General features: G+C 63.6%; 15 protein-coding genes. 11 read left to right on the top strand and 4 right to left on the bottom strand.

Annotated features, from left to right (window positions below; all coding sequences use genetic code 11):
- Positions 1-4: 4 nt before the first annotated feature.
- The 11 genes from rsfS (at position 5) to HZR81_RS01350 (ending at position 9625) form a co-directional block, all read left to right on the top strand.
- Positions 5-364, top strand: coding sequence for a ribosome silencing factor (rsfS, locus tag HZR81_RS01400; protein ID WP_110775733.1), 360 nt, complete (start codon positions 5-7; stop codon positions 362-364).
- 3 nt (positions 365-367) lie between these two features.
- Entirely contained in the window at positions 368-835 is a 468-nt protein-coding gene (gene rlmH, locus HZR81_RS01395; protein WP_063540847.1) for a 23S rRNA (pseudouridine(1915)-N(3))-methyltransferase RlmH, read from the top strand.
- Between the two features lie 18 nt (positions 836-853).
- Complete coding sequence (mrdA, locus tag HZR81_RS01390) at positions 854-2743, top strand: penicillin-binding protein 2 (protein ID WP_500127116.1); 1890 nt, start codon at positions 854-856, stop codon at positions 2741-2743.
- Between the two features lie 38 nt (positions 2744-2781).
- The gene (gene rodA, locus HZR81_RS01385; RefSeq protein ID WP_174214583.1) at positions 2782-3885 is read left to right on the top strand and encodes a rod shape-determining protein RodA; all 1104 of its coding nucleotides are present in this window, start codon (positions 2782-2784) and stop codon (positions 3883-3885) included.
- A gap of 47 nt (positions 3886-3932) precedes the next feature.
- Entirely contained in the window at positions 3933-4910 is a 978-nt protein-coding gene (gene mltB / locus HZR81_RS01380) for a lytic murein transglycosylase B (protein WP_500127115.1), read from the top strand.
- Positions 4907-5899 carry a septal ring lytic transglycosylase RlpA family protein gene (locus tag HZR81_RS01375; RefSeq protein ID WP_102838763.1) on the top strand — a complete coding sequence of 331 codons (993 nt, stop codon included), beginning with the start codon at positions 4907-4909 and terminating at the stop codon, positions 5897-5899. Before mltB ends, HZR81_RS01375 begins: the two co-directional genes overlap by 4 nt.
- Positions 5900-5947: 48 nt before the next feature.
- Entirely contained in the window at positions 5948-7105 is a 1158-nt protein-coding gene (locus HZR81_RS01370) for a D-alanyl-D-alanine carboxypeptidase family protein (protein ID WP_500127114.1), read from the top strand.
- Positions 7106-7171: 66 nt separating this feature from the next.
- Positions 7172-7453 (top strand): DUF493 domain-containing protein, encoded by a 282-nt coding sequence (locus tag HZR81_RS01365; RefSeq protein WP_041015896.1) that lies wholly within the window; start codon positions 7172-7174, stop codon positions 7451-7453.
- Entirely contained in the window at positions 7453-8109 is a 657-nt protein-coding gene (lipB, locus tag HZR81_RS01360; RefSeq protein ID WP_063540853.1) for a lipoyl(octanoyl) transferase LipB, read from the top strand. Before HZR81_RS01365 ends, lipB begins: the two co-directional genes overlap by 1 nt.
- On the top strand, positions 8102-9079 hold the full coding sequence (gene lipA / locus HZR81_RS01355; RefSeq protein WP_110775742.1) for a lipoyl synthase: 978 nt from the start codon (positions 8102-8104) through the stop codon (positions 9077-9079). Before lipB ends, lipA begins: the two co-directional genes overlap by 8 nt.
- Positions 9080-9280: 201 nt before the next feature.
- A complete protein-coding gene (locus tag HZR81_RS01350; protein ID WP_063540855.1) occupies positions 9281-9625 on the top strand; it encodes a hypothetical protein in 345 nt (114 codons plus the stop codon).
- A 91-nt stretch (positions 9626-9716) separates the two neighbouring features.
- Here the strand turns inward: HZR81_RS01350 and HZR81_RS01345 are convergent, their stop codons facing one another.
- The 4 genes from HZR81_RS01345 to HZR81_RS01330 form a co-directional block, all read right to left on the bottom strand.
- Complete coding sequence (locus HZR81_RS01345; protein ID WP_500127113.1) at positions 9717-11015, bottom strand: lytic murein transglycosylase; 1299 nt, start codon at positions 11013-11015, stop codon at positions 9717-9719.
- Between the two features lie 62 nt (positions 11016-11077).
- Positions 11078-11236, bottom strand: coding sequence for an alternative ribosome rescue factor ArfA (gene arfA, locus HZR81_RS01340; RefSeq protein ID WP_102838758.1), 159 nt, complete (start codon positions 11234-11236; stop codon positions 11078-11080).
- A 77-nt stretch (positions 11237-11313) separates the two neighbouring features.
- The gene (holA, locus tag HZR81_RS01335; RefSeq protein WP_500127112.1) at positions 11314-12345 is read right to left on the bottom strand and encodes a DNA polymerase III subunit delta; all 1032 of its coding nucleotides are present in this window, start codon (positions 12343-12345) and stop codon (positions 11314-11316) included.
- Positions 12346-12382: 37 nt separating this feature from the next.
- Positions 12383-12988 carry an LPS-assembly lipoprotein LptE gene (locus HZR81_RS01330; protein WP_500127111.1) on the bottom strand — a complete coding sequence of 202 codons (606 nt, stop codon included), beginning with the start codon at positions 12986-12988 and terminating at the stop codon, positions 12383-12385.
- Between the last annotated feature and the right edge of the window lie 40 nt (positions 12989-13028).

Below are 13028 nucleotides of genomic sequence, written 5' to 3'. Positions count from 1 at the left end.
CGTTATGCAAACTGAAGCTTTGGTCCAGCTGGCGGTCGCCGCCCTGGAAGATCTGAAAGGCCAGGACATCACCACCATCGATGTCCAGGGCAAGACCAGTGTCACCGACTACATGATCATCGCCAGCGGCAGCTCCAGCCGGCACGTCAAGTCGCTGGCCGAGAACGTTCTGGAGAAGGCCAAGGAGCAGGGCGTGCGCCCGCTCGGCAGCGAAGGTCTGGATGGCGGCGAATGGGCGCTGCTCGACCTGGGCGATGTGGTGGTGCATGTGATGCAGGTGCCGACCCGCCAGTTCTACGACCTTGAGCGCCTGTGGCAGGGCGCCGAGCAGAGCCGCGCGCAGCACGCCCACGACGCGGAGTAAGCTGTGCGGATCAAGCTGGTCGCGGTTGGCTCGAAGATGCCGCGCTGGGTCGAGGACGGTTGGCAGGAATACGCCAAGCGCCTGCCCTCCGAGCTGCCGCTGGAGCTGCACGAGATTCCGCTCAACACTCGTGGCAAGAACGCTGATGTGGCGCGGTTGATCCGCCAGGAAGGCGAGGCCATGCTGGGCAAGGTGCAGCCGGGCGAGCGCATCGTCACGCTCGAGGTGCACGGCAAGCCGTGGAGCACCGAGCAGCTGGCCGCCGAGCTGGAACGCTGGCGGCTCGATGCGCGCAACGTCAATCTCATGGTTGGCGGCCCGGAGGGCCTGGCACCCGAGGTCTGTGCACGCAGCGAGCAGCGCTGGTCGCTTTCGCCGCTGACCCTGCCGCATCCGCTGGTGCGTATCCTGATTGGCGAGCAGATCTATCGCGCCTGGACGTTGCTGTCCGGTCATCCCTATCACAAGTAGTACGCGAACACTTCCGACATGCCGCAACCGATTCAGCTCAAGGATCACGAAAAGGACGCCGTGCTGGTACGCCGACGCGTGATCGTGGGGCTTGCCGTCGTGCTGCTGCTGATCGGCGTGCTGGTGGCGCGCATGTACTACCTGCAGGTGGTGCAGTTCGAGCATCACTCGACGCTGTCGGAGAACAACCGCGTCCACGTTCAGCCGATCCCGCCCAACCGCGGGCTGATCTTCGATCGCCAGGGGCGGGTCATTGCCGACAACCGGCCGAGTTTCAGCCTGACCGTGACCCGCGAACGTGCCGGCGACTGGCGGGTCGTGCTCGACTCGGTGGTGGAGATTCTCGAACTGGGCGAGGAAGAGCGCGGATTGTTCGAGAAGCGCGTGCTGCAGGGTCGGCGGCCGTTCGAGCCGGTGCCGATCATGTACGAACTGTCCGAGGAACAGATCGCCCGTATCGCGGTGAACCAGTTCCGTCTACCCGGCGTCGAGGTCGCGGCGCAGCTGGTGCGTCATTACCCGCAAGGGCCGCATTTCGCGCATTCGGTCGGCTACGTCGGGCGGATCAATGAACAGGAGCTCAAGCAGCTCGATCCGGTCAACTACAGCGGTACGCACCACGTCGGCAAGACCGGAATCGAGAAGTTCTACGAGGACGAGCTGCACGGCCAGGTCGGTTACGAGGAGGTTGAGACCAACGCTCGTGGGCGGGTTCTGCGCGTGCTCAAGCGAACCGATCCGATCCCGGGCAAGGACATCACCCTGTCGCTCGACCTGGATCTGCAGGAAGCGGCCGAGGCGGCCCTGGGCGGGCGCCGTGGCGCCATCGTCGCGCTGCTGCCGGACACCGGCGAGGTGGTCGCCATGGTCAGCCAGCCGAGCTTCGATCCTAACCTGTTCGTCACGGGAATCAGCTTCAAGGACTACGGCGAGCTGCGCGACTCGATCGACCGGCCACTGTACAACCGCGTGCTGCGCGGCCTGTACCCGCCGGGCTCGACGATCAAGCCGATGATGGCGGTCGCCGGGCTCGATGCCGGGGTGATCACGCCGTCCAGCAGGGTGTTCGATCCGGGATTCTTCCAGCTGCCCAACGTCAAGCACAAGTACCGCAACTGGAATCGCAGTGGCGACGGCTGGGTCGATCTCGATCTGGCCATTGCCCGTTCCAATGACACCTACTTCTACGACATGGCGCACAAGCTGGGCGTCGACCGCATGCACGATTACATGACTCGATTCGGCCTGGGTCAGCGGGTATCGCTGGACATGTACGAAGAGACCGCAGGCCTGATGCCATCGCGCGACTGGAAGCGGGCGCGCTACCGGCAGCCCTGGTATCCCGGCGAGACGGTCATTCTCGGCATTGGTCAGGGCTACATGCAGGCCACGCCACTGCAGCTGGCCCAGGCCACGGCGCTGGTGGCCACGCGCGGTAAATGGATTCGTCCGCATTTGGCGCGCAGCATCGGTGGCAAGGCGCCGGTGGATCCGGAACCGATTCCGGACATTCAGTTGCGCGATCCGCGCTTCTGGGATTATGCGACCCATGGCATGGAGCAGGTGCTGCATGGCGCGCGCGGTACGGCGCGCAAGGTCGGTGACGATTCGGTCTATCGCATCGCTGGCAAGAGCGGCACCGCCCAGGTCGTGGCGATTCGCCAGGGCGAGAAGTACGACAGCGCCAAACTGGCCGAGCGCCATCGCGACCACGCGCTGTTCGTCGCGTTCGCGCCGGTGCACGACCCGCAGATTGCCGTGGCGGTGATGGTGGAAAATGGAGAGTCCGGTTCCGGTGTTGCCGCGCCCGTTGCCAAGCAGGTCATGGATGCCTGGTTGCTCGACGAAGAGGGCAAGCTCAAGCCCGAGTTCGCACCGCCGCTGACTGCCGAAGGGAAGAAGCCATGAGCGGCAATTTCGATCGCACCCTGTCCCGCGACGATGTGTTGCGCCGCCGCGCCAGCCTGCTGCAGCGCCTGCACATCGACGGGCTGCTGCTGGTGCTGCTCTTGGTACTGGCCGCCGGTAGCCTGTTCATCCTTTATTCGGCCAGTGGCAAGAACTGGGATCTGGTGATCAAGCAGGCGACGTCTTTCGGTCTCGGCCTCGGTGCCATGCTGGTGATTGCACAGTTCGAGCCGCGTTTCATGGCGCGCTGGGTACCGCTGGGCTATCTGGGCGTGGTGGCGCTGCTGGTCGCGGTCGAGGTGGTCGGGCACACGGCGATGGGCGCGACGCGCTGGATCAACATTCCCGGCGTGATTCGCTTCCAGCCGTCGGAGTTCATGAAGATCATCATGCCGATGACGATCGCCTGGTACCTTTCGACCCGCAGCCTGCCGCCAAGTCTCAAGCATACGGCGATCAGCCTGTCGCTGATCTTCGTGCCGTTCGTGCTGATCCTCAAGCAGCCTGACTTGGGCACCTCGCTACTGATTCTGGCGTCCGGCGCGTTCGTGCTGTTCATCGCCGGTCTGCGCTGGCGCTGGATCATCGGGGCGGTAGCGGCGGTCGTGCCCATCGCCGTGGCGATGTGGTACTTCGTCCTGCACAACTACCAGAAGCAGCGCGTACTGACCTTTCTCGATCCGGAAAGCGATCCGCTGGGCACGGGGTGGAACATCATCCAGTCGAAGGCCGCGATTGGCTCGGGCGGAGTGTTCGGCAAGGGCTGGCTGGCCGGGACGCAGTCGCACCTGGATTTTTTGCCGGAAAGCCACACTGACTTTATCATCGCCGTGCTTGCCGAAGAGTTCGGCCTGGTCGGTGTCTGCTTGCTCCTGCTGGTCTATCTGCTATTGATCACGCGTGGGCTGGTGATCACGGTGCAGGCGCAAACATTGTTCGGAAAACTGCTGGCTGGCGCCTTGACGATGACATTCTTCGTTTACGTTTTCGTCAATATCGGTATGGTCAGTGGGCTGTTGCCCGTGGTGGGGGTGCCGTTGCCTTTCATCAGTTACGGTGGAACTTCATTGGTGACCCTGCTGTCAGGGTTCGGGGTTTTGATGTCGATCCACACCCATCGCAAGTGGATCGCACAGGTTTGACGAGAGTGAATTTGTTGACTTCATTACGGCGTGGTTGGGTGGTGCGAATGCTGGGGAGCGTGGGCTTGGCTGGTGCCGTGCTGGGAAGCCTGCCGCTACAGGCCGCTGACTACGTCGGTCCCAACGTGGACGAGTTTGTCGCTGAAATGACGCGTGACTACGGATTCGCCAGCGAGCAGCTGCACGAGCTGTTCGCAAAGGCCGAACGTAAGCAGGCCATTCTCGATGCGATTTCGCGGCCAGCCGAACGAGTCAAGCCGTGGAAGGAATACCGGCCGATCTTCCTCACCGACTCGCGTGTCGCCCAGGGCGTCGACTTCTGGCGCGAGAACGAGGTGGCGCTGGCCCGTGCCGAAGCCGAGTACGGCGTGCCGGCCGAGATCATCGTCGCGATCATCGGCGTGGAAACCTTCTACGGGCGCAACACCGGCAGCCATCGCGTGATCGATGCACTGTCGACGCTGGGCTTCGACTATCCGCCGCGGCAGCCTTTCTTCCGCCAGCAGCTCAAGGAGTTTCTGCTACTGACCCGCGAGGAGCAGGTCGACCCGCTGACGCTCAAGGGATCTTACGCCGGAGCCATGGGCCTGCCGCAGTTCATGCCGAGCAGCTTCCGCGCCTACGCGGTGGACTTCGACAGTGACGGCCATATCGACATCTGGAACAACCCCACCGACGCCATCGGCAGTGCCGCCAGCTACTTCAAACAGCATGGCTGGGCTGCCGGCGAACCGGTGGTGGCGCGGGCCAAGGTTTCCGGCGAGCGTGTCGAGGAAGGCCTGACCGTCGGCCTCGAGTCGCAGAAGAACGCCGGCGAGATACGCGTCCTGGGTTGGCAGTTCGACAAATCTGTGGCCAACGAGACCGCCGTCACGGCGTTCCGTCTGGAAGGTGCCGATGGCGATGAATACTGGCTGGGCCTGCCGAATTTCTACGTGATCACCCGCTATAACCGCAGCGTGATGTACGCCATGGCCGTGCATCAGCTGTCCCAGCAGCTGGCTGAAGCGCGAGGCGATCAATGAGCCTTCTCTGGACAAGAGTGTTTGCCCTGAGCATGACGGCAGCACTGCTGGCGAGCTGCTCGTCGACTCCTGCACCGAGCACTACGCCGAGCAAGGGCAGCGGCATCAGCGGTCCAGGTGATTACGCTCGTCCGCACAAGGATGGCGCGCCCTGGTGGGACGTGGACGTCTCGCAGATTCCGGACGCGGTGCCGATGCCGCATTACGGGCCATACAAGGCCAACCCGTATACGGTGCTCGGCAAGACCTATTTCCCCATCAGCGACGGACGCCGTTATTCGGCGACCGGGACGGCGTCCTGGTACGGCACCAAGTTTCACGGGCAGCCCACCGCCAATGGCGAGAAGTATGACCTGTACGGCATGAGCGCAGCGCACAAGACACTGCCATTGCCGACCTATGTAAAGGTCACCAACCTGGAAAACGGACGCACCGTGACGCTGCGCGTCAACGACCGGGGGCCGTTCTACTCGGACAGAATCATCGACCTGTCGTTTGCCGCTGCAAAAAAGCTCGGCTACGCCGAACGTGGCACCGCCAAGGTCAAGGTCGAGGGGATCGATCCGCAACAGTGGTGGGCCGAGCAGGGCCGACCGGTGCCCAGCATGATGGCGCAGCCGCAGGTTGCCGCGGCCAAGCCGGCCAGCAACATGGCGCAACCGATCGAGCAGTACACCCCGCCGCCGCAGCAGCACGCCGCGGCGACGGTGCCGCTGGAAATCGAAGCAAAAAAAAACGCTTCGCCCGCAGCCTCTGGCCTGTTTCTCCAGGTTGGCGCCTTCGCCAATCCGGATGCGGCGCAGCTGCTCAAGGACAAGCTGAGCGGCGTGGTGTCTGCACCGGTGTTCATCAGCTCGGTGGTACACAACCAGCAGACCCTGCACCGGGTGCGGCTGGGACCCATCGACACGCCGGATGAGGCCTTGCAGCTCGAGCAGAGCGTACGCCTGGCCAATCTCGGACAGCCGCGCCGCGTCGCGGTCGACTGAGCCTTTTGCAATTCTTGCCTTGTTTTACCTGACTAACTTGAGATTCGGATGAACATCACCAGCCTCGTGCAACGCTCCCTAGTCCTGATTATGCTGGCGGTCGCTCCGACCGTCTGGGCGGCGCAGATCCTGCCGTCGCCGCCACAGCTGGCGGCCAAGTCCTACATGCTGATGGATGCGGCCAGTGGTGAGGTGCTGGTCGAGCACAACGGTGACGAGCGCCTGCCTCCCGCCAGCCTGACCAAGCTGATGACCGCCTACATCGCCACCCTGGAAATACAGAAGGGCCAGATCAGCGATAGCGACATGGTCACTGTCAGCGAGAAGGCCTGGCGTACCGGTGGCTCCCGGATGTTCATCCAGGTCAATACCCAGGTTTCGGTGGATGATCTGTTGCACGGCATCATCATTCAGTCTGGCAACGATGCCAGCGTGGCAATGGCCGAGCATATCGCCGGTAGCGAAGAGGCTTTCGCTGACCTGATGAACGCGACGGCTCAGCGCCTGGGCATGACCAATAGTCATTTCATGAACGCCACCGGTCTACCGGATCCGGAGCACTACTCCTCGGCGAACGACATGGCCAAGCTGGCCCGCGCGATCATCTACGAGGATCCGGCGCACTACGCCATCTATGCGCAGAAGGAGTTCCTCTGGAACAACATCAAGCAGCCCAACCGCAACCTGCTGCTGTGGCGCGACAAGACTGTCGACGGTCTGAAGACCGGTCATACCGAGGAGGCTGGCTACTGCCTGGTGGCCTCTGCGGTGCGTGACAACATGCGTCTGATCTCGGTGGTGTTCGGCACCGACAGCGAGCAGGCGCGTGCCGCGGAAACGCAAAAACTGCTGACGTACGGCTTCCGCTTCTTCGAGACCCGCACCTTCTACCAGAAGGGCACCGAGCTGGCCGAAGCCCAGGTCTGGAAGGGGCAGCAGAGCAAGCTAAAGGCCGGCCTGGCCCAGGACCTGACCATGACGCTGCCGCGCGGCCAAGTCGAGAAGCTGCAAGCCGTCATGAGCTTCAACGGTACGCTGACCGCGCCGATCCAGCAGGGCGATGTCGTTGGCAAGGTCGAGGTCAAGTTGGATGACAAGGTCGTGCGTAGCACCGACCTGGTGGCGCTGGAAACGGTTGAAGAGGGTGGGCTGTTCCGCCGTTTTTGGGATAGCATTCGCCTGTTCTTCTACAGTCTGTTCAACTGACCACGCTCGCGTGCGCCGCGGCTGATCCCGCCGCGGCGCACGTGCGGATCACGAGTCCGTTACGCCATGACCGATAATCAAGATGTCGCTGCACCCAAGATCGACTTTCCCTGCGAGCGCTACCCGATCAAGGTGATCGGCGACGCGGGCGAAGGCTTCCGTGAGGTGGTGATCGAAGTCATCCAGCGCCACGCGCCAGACTTCGACGAGACCACCGTGGTCACCCGTGACAGCCGCAACGGACGCTTCCTTTCGCTGCAGGTGCTGATCACCGCCACCGGCGTCGAACAGCTGCAGGCCATCCATGTCGACCTGCGGGCCACTGGTCGTGTCCACATGGTGCTGTGATGACCCACGAAGTGGGTGTGCGTGAGCTCGGCCTGATCGAGTATCGGGCTGCCTGGCAGGCCATGCAGCATTTCACCAATACGCGCGATGCCGCCAGTGGCGACGAAATCTGGCTGCTGCAGCACCCGCCCGTGTTCACCCAGGGCCAGGCCGGCAAGGCCGAACATCTGCTGTTCCCCGGCGATATTCCGGTGGTGCAGGTGGACCGCGGCGGTCAGGTGACCTATCACGGGCCCGGCCAGCTGGTCGGCTACCTGCTGCTGGATGTACGCAGACTCGGTATCGGTGTACGGGAGCTGGTCAGTCGCATCGAGCAGAGTCTGATCGATCTGCTCGCCGGCTATGGTGTCGAGGCGGCTGCCAAAGCGGATGCACCGGGCGTCTATGTCGATGGTGCAAAGATCGCGTCTCTGGGCCTGCGCATTCGCAATGGCCGGTCCTTCCACGGCCTGGCGCTGAACGTGGACATGGATCTCGAACCTTTCCGGCGCATCAACCCCTGCGGTTATGCAGGGCTGCCCATGACCCAGTTGCGTGACCTGATCGGGCCGATCGACATCTCTGAAGTGGCCGATCGACTGCGTGATCATCTGGTCCGGCAGCTCGGATACGCGCAACAGAAGACCCTTGCGGGCGGAATCGAAGCTTATGAGTAGTGTAGAAACGGCAGGCAAGCGCCCGGCCAAGGTAGAGGCTGGCGTCAAACTGCGCGGTGCCGAAAAGGTCGCGCGGATTCCGGTGAAGATCATCCCCACCGATGAACTGCCGAAGAAGCCCGATTGGATCCGCGTGCGCATCCCGGTATCGCCGGAGGTCGACCAGATCAAGCAGACCTTGCGCAAGCACAAGCTGCACAGCGTCTGTGAGGAGGCGTCCTGCCCGAACCTGGGCGAGTGCTTCTCCAGCGGCACCGCGACCTTCATGATCATGGGCGACATCTGCACCCGTCGCTGCCCATTTTGCGACGTCGGCCATGGCCGGCCGAACGCGCTGGACCCGGACGAACCGAAGAACCTCGCCCAGGCCATCGCCGACATGCGCCTGAAGTACGTGGTCATCACCTCGGTGGACCGCGACGACCTGCGCGACGGCGGTGCCCAGCATTTTGCCGACTGCTTGCGCGAGATCCGCAAGCTGTCGCCGTCCATTCAGCTGGAGACCCTGGTGCCGGATTATCGCGGGCGCATGGAAATCGCCCTGGATATCACTGCCACTGAGCCGCCGGATGTGTTCAACCACAATCTCGAAACCGTGCCGCGGTTGTACAAGTCCTCGCGCCCAGGCTCGGATTTCGAGTGGTCGCTGGATCTGCTGGAGAAGTTCAAGCAGCGCGTGCCGGGCGTGCCGACCAAGTCGGGACTGATGCTCGGGCTTGGCGAGACCGATGAAGAGGTGATCGAGGTCATGCAGCGTATGCGCGAGCACGACATCGACATGCTGACCCTCGGCCAGTACCTGCAGCCGTCACGCAATCACCTGCCGGTGCAGCGTTTCGTCCATCCCGACACCTTCGCCTGGTTCGCCGAGGAAGGCATGAAGATGGGCTTCAAGAACATCGCGTCCGGCCCGCTGGTGCGTTCCTCGTACCATGCCGATCAGCAAGCCCACGGCGCCAAGCACGACTGATCCGTACCGGCGTTCTGCCGTTGAAAAGGAAGCCGCGAAGGTAATCGAGATTGCCTCCGCGGCTTTTTTTCTGCCCGCACACTGGAGTCGGCGAAGGCTGCAGCCGAAGCGTTGGCAGGAAAATTGCGGCATTTCACCGCATTAGACTTTGGTCTATAGTGGCTCGGTTTACACCACGAGGCCAACCGAGGGCCACAGCAGATGAACGAACCCCAGTTGAAGAACCTGCTTGATGATCTGGATGCCGCCAAGGTCGAGTGCGACGCGATGAGCCGTCTGGTGGTGACGCGTCTGGCCAAGCAGCACATTCCATATCGTGCGATGTTGGGGCAGGTGGAGTTGGACGGTAAGGTGCTGTCGCCACACTTCTGGGTCGAGGCTGATGGCTGTGTGATCGATTACCGAGCGCGCCAGCGGCTGGGTGGCGATCAGCGTGTGCCCCATGGCGTCGTTCCGCGCGAGGCTGTCCAGGCGCACTATCAGGGGCAGCAAGTGGTCATCGATCCGCTACCAGACTACCTCTACGAGGTGGCGGTCAAGCACTGAGATGCAACCTGCCATAACGAAAAAGCCCGGTCATCATGCCGGGCTTTTTTTGTTTGCCGAGTTTTCGCCCCGCTCGGAGCACAGGCTGCGCTCAAGGCTGAGCGCGAAGGCGACCGAGCAGCTCCTGAGTGGGATGGCCGTCGGCCGGCCAACCCAGCTGCTGCTGGAAGCCGCGAATGGCCTTGCGTGTATTGGCGCCGATGATGCCGTCCGGCGTGCCCGGGTCGAAGCCTTGGGCGACCAGGCGCTCCTGCAGCTCCAGGCGTTCCGAGCGGCTGAGCGGTTGCTCACCACGTGGCCAGCTGCCGGCAACCTGGCCCTTGCCCTGGAAGCTCTCGGACAGCAGACCGATGGCCAGCGCATAGGCCGAGGAATTGTTGTAGCGCAGGATCGCGCGGAAGTTGTCCATGATCAGGAACGCGGGGCCGCGGTGGCCGGCAGGCAGCAGCAGGCTGGCATTGGCTTCGTCTCGTCCGCCGGGCAGGCCGCGCAGGCCGAGGCGGCGCCATTCGGCCAGTGGCTTGCGGATCTCGTTGTCGGCCAGGGCGTAGTCGAAGCCGCTGGGCAGTTGCACCTCGAAGCCCCAGGGCTGACCTTGCTTCCAGCCAGAGGCCTGCAGGTAGTGTGCGGCGGACGCCAGGGCATCGGCCGAGCTGTTCCAGATGTCGCGCTTGCCGTCACCGTCGAAGTCCACCGCATGGGTGTTGTAGGTGGTCGGGATGAACTGTGTCTGGCCCATGGCGCCGGCCCAGGAGCCGCGCATCTGCTGCGGTGACACGTCGCCGTGCTGGAGGATTTCCAACGCTGCGATCAGCTGGCTCTTGGCAAAGGCCGGGCGGCGCCCTTCATGGGCGAGGGTGGCCAGCGAGCGGATCACCGACTTGTCGCCCATGATCTGGCCGAAACTGCTCTCAAGGCCCCAGACGGCGACCAGGGTCTCGCGATCGACGCCGTAGCGGGCTTCGATGTGCTCCAGGGTCGCGGCGTGCTGGTTCAGCAGGCGCTGTCCGCTGCGGACCCGCTGGGGTGAAATCGCGCTTTCCAGATATTGCCAGACGGGGCGCGTGAACTCCGGCTGGCTGCGATCGGCTTCGATCACTGCAGGATCGGGCTGCACGCCGGCGAAGGCGCGGTCGAAGGTCGTGGCGGAGATGCCCGCTTCCAGGGTTTCGGCACGGAATTGCTCGCGCCACTGGCTGAAGCTGAGATGATTGGCTTCTGCTGGCGCGTCGACGACGGGCTTGTCGCTACTCTGAACAGAGGGCGCGGGTGCGTTGCTGACAAGGGAGGACTGCGCAAGGGGTTCGGCGGCACAGGCGACCACCAGGCTCGTCGCCGAGGCGGCGACCAGCGTTCGCAGCAGCAGAACGGGAACGAAGGTGTAAAACATGCACCACTCTCGAAAGGTGTCGTCGGCCGCAGACATTATCACGCTTTCGGGGTGTTGGGTTTTCAGGCCGCCAGAAGGACCGAAGCCTCCCAGTTGGTGGACTGGGAGGCTTCGCGGCGGTAGCTGCCTTTGCCTTTCTTTGGCGTTTCCTGGCGCTGGCGGAACAGCGGCTGCGCGACCAGGCGTTTGGCCTTGTTCGTTCTTTTCTTGCGTGTGCTCATGACGTATCCCTGAGTAGCCCGGTATCGGACAGGGGCATCATAGGGCTTGTACAAAAAATGTCCAGCAGGCGGCGATGTCAGCCCGCGCCCAGCCGGCGGCCGCTCAGCTGCAGGCAGATATTGGCCAGCCCGATCCAGGGGTCGCCTTCGGCCTGGCCCTTGATCTGCTCGTCTATGCGCTGTGCAGCCATCAGCAAGCGGCTCCAGCCTGCGGCGTCGTGCCGTTGCAGTGCCTTGGAGACCAACGGGCGTCGTTTGTCCCAGACTGGTGGGCGAGCCTGGCTGAAGGCGCGATCGAGCGGAACGCCCTGACCATACTGCTGGGAGATGTTGGCCAACAGGCGCAGCTCGCGCGCCAATGCCCAGAGGATCACTGGTGCCTCCACGCCCTCGCCGCGCAAGCCCTCGAGCATGTGCAGCGCATGAGCGGCCTGCCCCTGGAGCGCCGCGTCGATGAGGCCAAAGACGTCGTAGCGGGCGCTGTCGGCGACGGCGGCTTGCACAGTGTCAGCACCGATCTGGCCGGCGTCGGCCAGCAGTTTCAGCTTTTCGATCTCCTGCGCGGCGGCGAGCAGATTACCCTCGACACGTGCCGCGATCAGCTCGACGGCTTCCTGATCGGCGGACAGACCGGCCTGGGCCAGCCGCTGGCGGATCCATTGCGGTAGTTGCGCGGCGTCTACCGGCCAGATCTGCAGAAACTGCACGTCCTTGCCGTCGATCAGCGCCTTGGCCCACTTTGTCTTCTGCGTGCTGCCATCAAGCTTGGGCAGGCTGATCAACAGCACCGTGTCTTCGGCCGGGCGCGCCAGGTAGTCCAGCAGCGCCGCGGCGCCCTTGTCCCCCGGCTTGCCATTGGGAATGCGCAGTTCGATCAGACGTTTCTCCGCGAACAGCGACAGGCTGGCGCCGGCCTCGATGAGCTGGCCCCAGGCGAAGCCGGTCTCGACGTGGAAGACCTGACGCTCACCGAAACCCTGCGCGCGGGTTGCCGCGCGAATCGCATCGCAGGCTTCCTGACACAACAGATGCTCGTCACCGCAGACCACGTAGATGGGCGCAAGGGTGCCTTGCAGGTGCTTGCCGAGTTGAGCGGGAGAGAGCTTCATGGGTGCGGAGACGGGGGCGCGAGGCCCCCGTGCAGACTCAGCGGACGGGTAGCTGGATGGGCGACTGCTGCGGTTGCGCATCCTGGGCGCGGCGGGCGGCTTCGACGGCCTCCGCTTCGGCACGGGCCTTGGCTTCGGCCTCCTGCTGCAGGCGGTCGAGCTGTGCCGGGGTGACGCGTTGGATGCGCAGAACGAGCTGCTGAAGCAGCTCGCGACGCATTTCCTGGCGCAACTGGTCGCCTTCCTGGGACGAGCCGATCAGGTTGTTGCTGTCGTGCACGTAGACCTTCTGCACCTCGATGCTGTCTTCGAGCAACAGCAGGTTCCGCGGGCCACGGAATTCATAATCGAGCGTGCTGGTCAGCTCGTACTCGGCGCTGCGTGCCGAGCTGGTGTAGCTGGCGGTGCGCTGGCGGGTCTGCTCGCGGGCCAGGTTGAGGCTGTACTTGGCCCCCGGGTAAACCCGCACGTCGTTGCTTTCGAGCAGCGCTTCGAGCTGCTGGACCGTCTCGCCATAGCTGTTGCGGGCCTGCAGATCGATTTCCTTGAGACCGAACTCCACATCACCGGTGCCGCGCAGCTGGAAACCGCAGGCGCTCAGCAGCAATGTCAGACCCAGCACCACCAGATTCCATTTGTTCATATTGTTATCCCCTTGCAGGCCCGGCGCAGGCGCCGGGACC

The sequence above is a fragment of the Pseudomonas sp. LM13 genome (assembly GCF_041381355.1).
Taxonomy (GTDB): Bacteria; Pseudomonadota; Gammaproteobacteria; order Pseudomonadales; family Pseudomonadaceae; genus Stutzerimonas; species Stutzerimonas frequens.
The sequence above is the reverse complement of the archived record's forward strand: the minus strand, read 5'-3'. Positions and strand labels throughout refer to the sequence as shown.

Excerpts from the sequence above, each read along its gene's own strand:
- rsfS (WP_110775733.1), top strand. The coding sequence starts at position 5 with ATGCAAACTGAAGCTTTGGTCCAGCTGGCGGTCGCCGCCCTGGAAGAT.
- mrdA (WP_500127116.1), top strand. The coding sequence starts at position 854 with ATGCCGCAACCGATTCAGCTCAAGGATCACGAAAAGGACGCCGTGCTG.
- mltB (WP_500127115.1), top strand. The coding sequence starts at position 3,933 with ATGCTGGGGAGCGTGGGCTTGGCTGGTGCCGTGCTGGGAAGCCTGCCG.
- HZR81_RS01375 (WP_102838763.1), top strand. The coding sequence starts at position 4,907 with ATGAGCCTTCTCTGGACAAGAGTGTTTGCCCTGAGCATGACGGCAGCA.
- HZR81_RS01370 (WP_500127114.1), top strand. The coding sequence starts at position 5,948 with ATGAACATCACCAGCCTCGTGCAACGCTCCCTAGTCCTGATTATGCTG.
- HZR81_RS01365 (WP_041015896.1), top strand. The coding sequence starts at position 7,172 with ATGACCGATAATCAAGATGTCGCTGCACCCAAGATCGACTTTCCCTGC.
- lipB (WP_063540853.1), top strand. The coding sequence starts at position 7,453 with ATGACCCACGAAGTGGGTGTGCGTGAGCTCGGCCTGATCGAGTATCGG.
- lipA (WP_110775742.1), top strand. The coding sequence starts at position 8,102 with ATGAGTAGTGTAGAAACGGCAGGCAAGCGCCCGGCCAAGGTAGAGGCT.
- HZR81_RS01350 (WP_063540855.1), top strand. The coding sequence starts at position 9,281 with ATGAACGAACCCCAGTTGAAGAACCTGCTTGATGATCTGGATGCCGCC.
- HZR81_RS01345 (WP_500127113.1), bottom strand. The coding sequence starts at position 11,015 with ATGTTTTACACCTTCGTTCCCGTTCTGCTGCTGCGAACGCTGGTCGCC.
- arfA (WP_102838758.1), bottom strand. The coding sequence starts at position 11,236 with ATGAGCACACGCAAGAAAAGAACGAACAAGGCCAAACGCCTGGTCGCG.
- holA (WP_500127112.1), bottom strand. The coding sequence starts at position 12,345 with ATGAAGCTCTCTCCCGCTCAACTCGGCAAGCACCTGCAAGGCACCCTT.
- HZR81_RS01330 (WP_500127111.1), bottom strand. The coding sequence starts at position 12,988 with ATGAACAAATGGAATCTGGTGGTGCTGGGTCTGACATTGCTGCTGAGC.